Below are 8,910 nucleotides of genomic sequence, written 5' to 3' on the forward strand. Positions count from 1 at the left end.
TTTAGGATGTAGGAGATTCCATGGAGTTCAGTGTAAAGAGTGGCAGTCCTGAGAAGCAACGCAGTGCCTGCGTCGTGGTCGGCGTATTCGAGCCGCGTCGCCTCTCTCCGGTTGCCGAACAGCTGGACAAGATCAGCGATGGCTACATCAGCTCGCTGCTGCGCCGTGGCGACCTGGAAGGGAAACCAGGCCAGATGCTGTTGCTGCATCAAGTACCGGGCGTGCTCAGCGAGCGCGTGCTGCTGGTCGGTTGCGGCAAGGAGCGGGAACTCGACGAACGCCAGTACAAGCAGATCATCAACAAGACCATCACCACCCTCAACGAAACCGGCTCCATGGAAGCGGTCTGCTTCCTGACCGAGCTGCATGTCAAGGGACGGGATACCTATTGGAAGGTGCGCCAGGCGGTGGAAACCACCAAGGCGGGCCTCTACAGTTTCGACCAGTTCAAGACCAACAAAGCCGAGCCGCGCCGTCCGCTGCGCAAGCTGGTATTCAACGTGCCGACGCGTCGGGAACTGACCATTGGTGAAAAAGCCATCGCCCACGGCCTGGCCGTGGCGAAAGGGGTGCGCGTCTGTCGCGACGTGGCCAACATGCCGCCCAATGTCTGCAATCCGGCCTATCTCGCCTCCCAGGCCCGTCGTCTGGCCGATGCGTTCGACAACATCACCACCAAGGTGATCGGCGAGCAGGAGATGGCCGAGCTCGGCATGAACTCCTACCTGGCGGTGGCCCGTGGCTCCGACAACGAAGCAATGATGGCCATCATCGAGTACAAGGGTCATCCGGATGCCAAGCCCATCGTGCTGGTCGGCAAGGGACTGACCTTCGACTCCGGCGGCATCTCCATCAAGCCGGCCGACGGCATGGACGAGATGAAGTACGACATGGGTGGCGCCGCCTCCGTGCTCGGTACCATGCACGCCCTGGCCCAGCTGCAGCTGCCCATCAACGTCATCGGCGTGCTGGCTGGCTGCGAGAACATGCCGGGTGGCAACGCCTATCGCCCGGGTGACATCCTCACCTCCATGTCCGGCCAGACCATCGAAGTGCTGAACACGGATGCGGAAGGCCGCCTGGTGCTGTGCGATGCGCTGACCTACGTGGATCGCTTTGATCCGGAAACCGTGATCGACGTGGCCACCCTGACCGGTGCCTGCATCATCGCCCTGGGTCACCACACTACGGGCCTCTTGGCCAACCACAACCCGCTGGCCCACGAGCTGCTCAATGCCTCCGAGCAGGCGGGTGATCGCGCCTGGCGTCTGCCGCTGTTCGACGAGTATCAGGAACAGCTGGAGAGTCCGTTTGCCGACATGGCCAACATAGGTGGTCGTCCGGCCGGTACCATCACCGCCGCCGCCTTCCTGTCACGCTTCACCAAGAAGTACAACTGGGCCCACCTGGATATCGCCGGGACTGCCTGGAAGAGTGGCAAGGAGAAGGGCTCCACCGGGCGTCCGGTGCCCCTGCTGACCCAGTTCCTGCTGAACCGGTCCGGGGTGGACATCGAAGAGAAGGAGTAATTTCCACACCTCGCCCGGCGATGCCATCGGGCGAGCGGAAGTTGCCCTGCACCACAAGGAAGAGGCCCGCCTCTTCCTTGTTTCATTGAGGGTGGGCAGGAATACCCCCTGCCCGTCCTTACCGGCGGTCAATTATCCGTCACCGCAAACGGGATCAACCTGATGAGCCAAGTGACCTTTTACCTGATGAGCGAGCCGGATGACGCGCAGGCCTCTGCCGTCGAGCGACTCGCCTGCCAGCTCGTAGCCGATAGCTGGGGGGCGGGCCATATCTACCTGCTGTGCGACGATGAGGCCCAGGCCCTGCGCCTCGACGAGCTGTTGTGGCAGCTGCCGCCGGAGCGCTTCGTGCCGCACCAGTTGCAGGGGGAGAGCGGTCAGGCACCGGTGGAGATCGGTCACCAGCCGCCACGACGGCGCTACGCCCGCCTCATCAATCTGGCCAAACAGACACCTTTGTTTGCAGGACACTTCGCTCAAGTGGTAGATTTTGTCCCCACTGACGAAACGCAAAAGCAGCAAGCCCGCGAGCGCTACAAGCACTATCGCCAGGCAGGCCACGCCCTCGAGATGAGGGATCAGCCCGTCCTTGCCGCACCGGATCCGGCGCAGCCCTGACTGCGCCGCCTGTGATCCACCACGAATCAACACCAGAACCCATCCATCCAGATTACGGCGAGACCATGGAAAAGACTTTTAATCACAACGCCATCGAACAGGCGCTCTACCAGCACTGGGAAGCTCAGGGCTACTTCAAGCCCCACGGCGACACCAGCAAAGACTCCTTCTGCATCATGATCCCGCCGCCGAACGTCACCGGCAGCCTGCACATGGGTCACGCCTTCCAGCAAACCCTGATGGATACCCTGATCCGCTACAACCGCATGCAGGGCAAGAACACCCTGTGGCAGGCGGGTACCGACCACGCCGGTATCGCCACCCAGATGGTGGTTGAGCGCAAGATCGCCGCAGAAGAGGGCAAGACCCGCCACGATTACGGCCGGGAAGCCTTCATCGACAAGATTTGGCAGTGGAAGGAAGAGTCCGGCGGCACCATCACCCGCCAGATGCGCCGCCTGGGCGACTCCGTGGATTGGGAGCGCGAGCGCTTCACCATGGATGAAGGCCTCTCCGCTGCCGTGCAGGAAGTGTTCGTCCGTCTCTACGAAGATGGCCTGATGTACCGCGGCAAGCGCCTGGTGAACTGGGATCCCAAGCTCAACACCGCCATCTCTGATCTGGAAGTGGAAAATCGCGAGATCAAGGGCCACATGTGGCACCTGCGCTACCCGCTGGCCAACGGCGCCAAGACCGCCGAAGGCCAGGATCACCTGATCGTCGCCACCACCCGTCCGGAAACCATGCTGGGTGATACCGCCGTGGCGGTGAACCCGGAAGACCCGCGCTACAAGGCGCTGATCGGTCAGCACATTCTGCTGCCGCTGGTGAACCGCCTGATCCCCATCGTCGCCGACGAGCACGCCGACATGGAGAAGGGCACCGGTTGCGTGAAGATCACCCCGGCCCACGACTTCAACGACAACGAAGTGGGCAAGCGCCACAACCTGCCGATGATCAACATCTTCACCCTGGACGCCCACGTGCGCGCCGAGGCCGAAGTGGTTGACTCCAACGGCAACCCCAGCACCGCCTATGACGCTGCCCTGCCGACCGAGTTCGCAGGGATGGAACGCTTTGCCGCCCGCAAGGCCATCGTCGCCAAGCTGGACGAGCTGGGCCTCTTGGCCGAGATCAAGGATCACGTGCTGCAGCAGCCTTACGGCGATCGCGGCGGCGTGCCCATCGAGCCGATGCTGACCGACCAGTGGTACGTGCGCGTGGCGCCCATGGCCAAGACCGCCATCGAGGCGGTGGAAGATGGCCGCATCCAGTTCGTGCCCAAGCAGTACGAGAACATGTACTTCTCCTGGATGCGCGACATTCAGGATTGGTGCGTCTCCCGTCAACTGTGGTGGGGTCACCGCATCCCGGCCTGGTATGACGATGCCGGCAACGTCTACGTGGGTCGCAACGAGGATGAAGTGCGCGCCAAGCACAGCATCCCGTCCGTGACCGTGCTGCGTCAGGACGAAGACGTGCTCGACACCTGGTTCAGCTCCGCCCTGTGGACCTTCTCCACCCTGGGCTGGCCGAACAACACAGAGGCGCTCAAGACCTTCCACCCGACCGACGTGCTGATGAGCGGCTTCGACATCATCTTCTTCTGGATCGCCCGGATGATCATGATGACCATGCACTTCATCAAGGACGAAAACGGCCAGCCGCAAGTGCCGTTCAAGACCGTCTACATCACTGGCCTCATCCGTGACGAAGAAGGCCAGAAGATGTCCAAGTCCAAGGGCAACGTGCTGGATCCCCTCGACATGATCGACGGCATCAGCCTCGAGGACCTGCTGGAGAAGCGTACCGGCAACATGATGCAGCCGCAGATGGCCGAGAAGATCGGCAAGCGTACCGCCAAGCAGTTCCCGGAAGGGATCGAGGCCCACGGTACCGACGCCCTGCGCTTCACCCTGGCGGCGCTGGCCTCTACCGGTCGTGACATCAACTGGGACATGAAGCGCCTGGATGGTTACAACAACTTCTGCAACAAGTTGTGGAACGCCTCCCGCTACGTGCTGATGAACACCGAAGATCAGGATTGTGGCTTTGCCGGTGGAGAAATGCAGTTCAGTCTGGCGGATCGCTGGATCCAGTCCCAGCTGCAGGTGGCCATCCGTGACTTCCGTACCGCCCTCGACACCTACCGCTTCGATATCGCGGCCGGTGTGCTGTACGAATTTATCTGGAACCAGTTCTGTGACTGGTATCTGGAGCTGACCAAGCCGGTGTTGACCAAGGGTTCCGAAGCCGAGCAGCGCGCTGCCCGCCACACCCTCGTGACCGTGCTGGAAACCCTGCTGCGTCTGGCACATCCGATCATCCCGTTCATCACCGAGACCATCTGGAAATCGGTCGCCCCGCTGGCCGGCGTACACGCCGACACCATCATGATTCAGGCCTTCCCGGAGTTCGACGCCGCCAAGGTGGACGACGCCGCGATGGCGGATCAGGAGTGGGTGAAGGAGTTCATCGTCAGCATCCGCAACATCCGCGCCGAGATGAACGTAGCGCCGAGCGTCCCGCTCAACGTGCTGCTCCAGTGCGATGCCAAGGATGCCGAGCGTGCCGCCGACAACGAGGCCTTCCTCAAGTCGCTGGCCCGTCTGGAATCCATCCGCGTGCTTGGCGAAGGTGAAGCCGCTCCGCTGTCGGTGAAGAAGCTGATCGGGGCCACCGAGCTGCTGATCCCGATGGCTGGTCTCATCGACAAGGATGCCGAACTGGCCCGTCTGGCCAAAGAGGTAGCCCGTCTGGTGGGCGAGTGCGGCCGCATCGAAGGCAAGCTTGGCAACGAAGCCTTCGTCGCCAAGGCGCCGGAAGCGGTCATCGCCAAGGAGCGCGAGAAGCTGGAAGATTACCGTCTCCAGCTGACCAAGCTGGAAGCCCAACAGGCCGAGATCGCCGCGCTGTAAGCCGGCATCCGCCTCGCAAAAGCCCCCTCCTGCAGGGGGCTTTTTGTTGCCCGCTCGCCACCACCCCGCGCTTTTTGCGCTTCGTCATGCAAAATTAGCGAGCCAAATCACCCGCTTTCACAAGCGCAGCGCCCCCAAATTCATTACACTGCCAGCGATCTTTCTACTAGGAGTGCTGCCGCAGTATGGAAATATTGATCCTGTTTGGATTGATTTTGCTCAATGGCGTTTTCGCCATGTCGGAAATCGCCATCGTCACCGCACGCAAGGCACGCCTCAGCAAGATGGTCAGCGAAGGGAGCCGCTCCGCCGCCATTGCGCTCAAGCTGAGCGAAGATCCCACCCATTTTCTCTCCGCGGTGCAGATCGGCATCACCAGTATCGGTCTGCTCAACGGTATCTACGGCGAATCCCTGCTGGCCCAGCCGCTGGCGCTCTGGCTGCAGGAGTGGGGCATGACCTCCAAGAGCAGCGGCCTCATCGCCACCGTGCTGGTCATAGTGGTGGTCACCTATCTCTCCATCGTCATCGGCGAGCTGGTGCCCAAGCGGCTCGGTCAGATCAGTGCCGAACGCATCGCCTGCCTGGTGGCCCGCCCCATGTTGTGGCTGGCCGCCCTTACCCGTCCCTTCGTCTGGCTGCTGTCGGCCTCCACCAAGGCCAGCCTGCGACTGCTGAGAGTCAGCCAGGATGGCAGCGCCAACGTGACCCAGGAGGAGATCCACGCCATGCTGGTGGAGGGTTCGGAAGCGGGGATCATCGAGGATCATGAGCACACCATGCTGCGCAACGTGTTCCGGCTCGACGAGCGTAGCCTCTCCTCGCTGATGGTGCCCCGCAGCGACATCCGCTATCTCGACCTCGCCCTGCCGCTGGAGGTCAACCTGCAGCGGCTGGTGGAGTATCGCCACAGCTTCTTCCCGGTCTGCGACGGCAACCTGTCGGAACTGGTGGGCATCATCAACGTCAGCAAGGTGCTGCACGCCTATATCAAGGGTGAGCCCATCGATCTGGCGGCATTGACCCAGGATGGCAGTCTGCTGCCTGAGACCCTCAACGGCCTCGAGCTGCTCAACCACTTCCGCACCCATGCCGAGCACATGGTGCTGGTGGTGGACGAATATGGCGAGTTGCAGGGGCTGGTCACCCAGCAGGATCTGCTGGAGACTCTGGCCGGCGACTTCCAGCAGGAAGATGGCGACGACAACTGGGCTTTTCAGCGTACCGACGGCAGCTGGCTGCTCGACGGCCTCATTCCGCTGCCGGAATTGAAGGACTGCCTGGGACTGGTTCGGCTACCGGAGGAAGAAAAACATCACTATCACACCCTCGGAGGGCTTATCATGCTGCTCCTTGGTCGTGTTCCCCAGACGGGAGACCTGGTCACCCTGGAACAGTGGCAACTGGAAATCGTTGACATGGATGGTTTGCGCATCGACAAGGTGCTTGCCATGCCCTTGCTTGATCAACCCAGCTAACCTGCGGAGTTTGCAACTATGGAACAGTTTTACCAACTGGCCCACGCCTTTATGCATCAGGATCTGGTGACGCTATCCGATCCCAAGATGGCCTTCATGGTCTGCGGTGTGTTATTGACCTTTCTGGTGCTGGAGAACGGCTTCATTCCCACCGCCTTTCTGCCCGGCGACAGCCTGCTGATCCTGACCGGCGTGCTTATCTATCAGGACGTGCTCTCCCTCGGGGTGATCCCGCTGCTGATCCTGGCCACCTTCGTCGGCACCTGGCTCGGCTACATGCAGGGGCGTTTCCTGGGCCACACCCAGCTCTACCACCGGCTGCTGTCCCATGTGGAAGAGAAGCACCAGCAGAAGGTTTACTACCTGCTGGACAAATACGGCATCGTGACCCTGATCACCGCCCGCTACATCGCCTTTGTGCGCACCGCCTACCCCTATATCGTCGGTGCCACCGAACTGCCCCAGGGGCGCTTTCTCATCGTCAATCTGGTCAGCTCCATCATGTGGATCTGCCCGCTGGTGGGTTTCGGCTACTTCCTCAGTCACACCAAGCTGGCTGCAGAGTACCAGTCCCAGTTCCTCAGCATCATTCTCTGCCTGCCGATCGTGCTGCTGGTCGGCGGTTTGATTGCGCTGATCTGGCGCTGGCTGAGCAAACGCAAAGCCAGTGCGCCACGGGATTGAGGCAAAGAGAGAGGGTCATCGCGAGATGGCCCTTTTTTTAGCGAAATAATGGTGATTTACCCGCTGGCACTCTTGTCAAGCGAGGGTAAAAATGAGTGAATCTAGCGCCTTTTTTTCCATGTGAACGGAGTCGGTAGTATGCGGTGTCGGGTTAGCGCTATGGCGCTGGTTTATGCATTGGTTGGACTGCTGGGACTGCCAGCAGCATTGGCTGCCCCCAACCCGGCCAAACTGCAGCTGCAATCGAGCAGCGCACTGGTGATGGATGTCAGAACGGGCAAGACCCTCTACCAGAAGAATCCCACCCAGGTGCGTCCCATCGCCTCCCTCACCAAGCTGATGACGGCGCTGGTAGTGCTGGATGCCCGCCAGGATCTCGGCCAGACCCTGACCATCGACCAGAACGACAGAGACGCCATCAAGCACACCTATTCGCGGGTCAGGATGGGTACCCAGGTGACCCGCCGCGATGCCCTGCATCTGGCGTTGATGTCCTCTGAAAACCGCATGGCCTCGGCGCTTGCCCGCCACTACCCGGGGGGCCGTCCCGCCTTCATCCGAGCCATGAACAACAAAGCCAAGCAGCTGGGCATGCGCAACAGTCGCTTCTACGACTCCACCGGCCTGTCGACCCGCAACGTCTCCACCGCCCAGGATCTGGCCAAGCTCATCGCGGCAGCCTATCGCCAGCCGCTGATCCGCGAGTTCACCCAGGACACCAGCAAGGACATGCGCTTTCGCACGCCGGCCTACAGCCTGATGTTCAACAACACCAACCCGCTGGTGAAGAACCCGGACTGGGACGTGCGCCTCTCCAAGACCGGTTATACCGACGAAGCGGGCCGCTGCCTGCTGATGCGGGCCAAGCCGGACAATCAGGAGCTGGCCATAGTGCTGCTCAACTCGGTGGGCAAACGCACCCCCATCGGCGATGCCAACCGCATTCGCAAATGGCTGAAAAGCTGACACCCGGACTGCGGGGATGAAAAAGGATGCCGCGGCATCCTTTTTTATTGCCTGCAAACCGCCTCTGCCCGCCTCTGAGCGGGTTTATCAGCGGAAAGGGGCGTGGGTTGACCGAGAACCAAGGGATGCACACAGGACGCGATAGCGTGAAAGTTGGCGCAGTGGGCCGCGAGGCAAGGAGAGGCGCCAAGCGCCCGTCATGCAGAGGTGGAAGCCCTTGTCACGGAACTCGGGGTTGCCGTGAGCGCGATCTCTGCAGCGAAACCACAGAGTTGAAGCAAAGAAGCGAAGAGGTGAAGAGACGAAGAGACGAAGAGACGAAGAGACGAAGAGACGAAGAGACGAAGAGACGAGTATCAAGCCACCCGGGTCGTATCCCATACCCAGAGCGGCCATATAAAAAAACAGCCCCGACCGAAGTCGAGGCTGTCTGTATGGTGCGCCCGAGAGGATTCGAACCTCTGACCACCTGGTTCGTAGCCAGGTACTCTATCCAGCTGAGCTACGGGCGCTCATCAACTTTTGGTACTGCTTTCAAAATGGTGCGCCCGAGAGGATTCGAACCTCTGACCACCTGGTTCGTAGCCAGGTACTCTATCCAGCTGAGCTACGGGCGCTCACAAACTTTTGGTACTGCTTTCAAAATGGTGCGCCCGAGAGGATTCGAACCTCTGACCACCTGGTTCGTAGCCAGGTACTCTATCCAGCTGAGCTACG

Annotated in this window: 6 protein-coding genes and 2 tRNA genes; 6 read left to right on the forward strand and 2 right to left on the reverse strand. The window is 61.0% G+C overall.

The features are described 5' to 3' along the window. Positions 1-20: 20 nt before the first annotated feature. The 6 genes from pepA (at position 21) to pbpG (ending at position 8,193) form a co-directional block, all read left to right on the forward strand. Positions 21-1,529, forward strand: a complete 1,509-nt coding sequence (gene pepA / locus AB5Y94_RS16405) for a leucyl aminopeptidase (protein ID WP_005305141.1) — start codon at positions 21-23, stop codon at positions 1,527-1,529. A gap of 162 nt (positions 1,530-1,691) precedes the next feature. Further along, positions 1,692-2,147 carry a DNA polymerase III subunit chi gene (locus tag AB5Y94_RS16410; protein WP_258119458.1) on the forward strand — a complete coding sequence of 152 codons (456 nt, stop codon included), beginning with the start codon at positions 1,692-1,694 and terminating at the stop codon, positions 2,145-2,147. 65 nt (positions 2,148-2,212) lie between these two features. After that, complete coding sequence (locus AB5Y94_RS16415; RefSeq protein WP_208200880.1) at positions 2,213-5,065, forward strand: valine--tRNA ligase; 2,853 nt, start codon at positions 2,213-2,215, stop codon at positions 5,063-5,065. Between the two features lie 185 nt (positions 5,066-5,250). After that, complete coding sequence (locus AB5Y94_RS16420; protein ID WP_368206182.1) at positions 5,251-6,543, forward strand: hemolysin family protein; 1,293 nt, start codon at positions 5,251-5,253, stop codon at positions 6,541-6,543. An 18-nt stretch (positions 6,544-6,561) separates the two neighbouring features. Next, entirely contained in the window at positions 6,562-7,227 is a 666-nt protein-coding gene (locus AB5Y94_RS16425; protein WP_005305157.1) for a DedA family protein, read from the forward strand. Positions 7,228-7,365: 138 nt separating this feature from the next. Then, positions 7,366-8,193 carry a D-alanyl-D-alanine endopeptidase gene (gene pbpG / locus AB5Y94_RS16430; protein ID WP_005305161.1) on the forward strand — a complete coding sequence of 276 codons (828 nt, stop codon included), beginning with the start codon at positions 7,366-7,368 and terminating at the stop codon, positions 8,191-8,193. 435 nt (positions 8,194-8,628) lie between these two features. On the opposite strand, the gene AB5Y94_RS16435 is transcribed toward pbpG, so the two are convergent. Then, positions 8,629-8,705 (reverse strand) — tRNA-Arg (locus AB5Y94_RS16435). A 28-nt stretch (positions 8,706-8,733) separates the two neighbouring features. Beyond that, positions 8,734-8,810: transfer RNA gene (locus AB5Y94_RS16440), tRNA-Arg, on the reverse strand. Positions 8,811-8,910: the final 100 nt, after the last annotated feature.

This window comes from Aeromonas sp. s5, from assembly GCF_040907865.1.
Lineage (GTDB): Bacteria > Pseudomonadota > Gammaproteobacteria > Enterobacterales > Aeromonadaceae > Aeromonas > Aeromonas dhakensis.

Bases quoted from the DNA above. Each gene is read 5' to 3' on its own strand.
- pbpG (WP_005305161.1), top strand. From the start codon at position 7,366: ATGCGGTGTCGGGTTAGCGCTATGGCGCTGGTTTATGCATTGGTTGGA.
- AB5Y94_RS16415 (WP_208200880.1), top strand. From the start codon at position 2,213: ATGGAAAAGACTTTTAATCACAACGCCATCGAACAGGCGCTCTACCAG.
- AB5Y94_RS16410 (WP_258119458.1), top strand. From the start codon at position 1,692: ATGAGCCAAGTGACCTTTTACCTGATGAGCGAGCCGGATGACGCGCAG.
- pepA (WP_005305141.1), top strand. From the start codon at position 21: ATGGAGTTCAGTGTAAAGAGTGGCAGTCCTGAGAAGCAACGCAGTGCC.
- AB5Y94_RS16420 (WP_368206182.1), top strand. From the start codon at position 5,251: ATGGAAATATTGATCCTGTTTGGATTGATTTTGCTCAATGGCGTTTTC.
- AB5Y94_RS16425 (WP_005305157.1), top strand. From the start codon at position 6,562: ATGGAACAGTTTTACCAACTGGCCCACGCCTTTATGCATCAGGATCTG.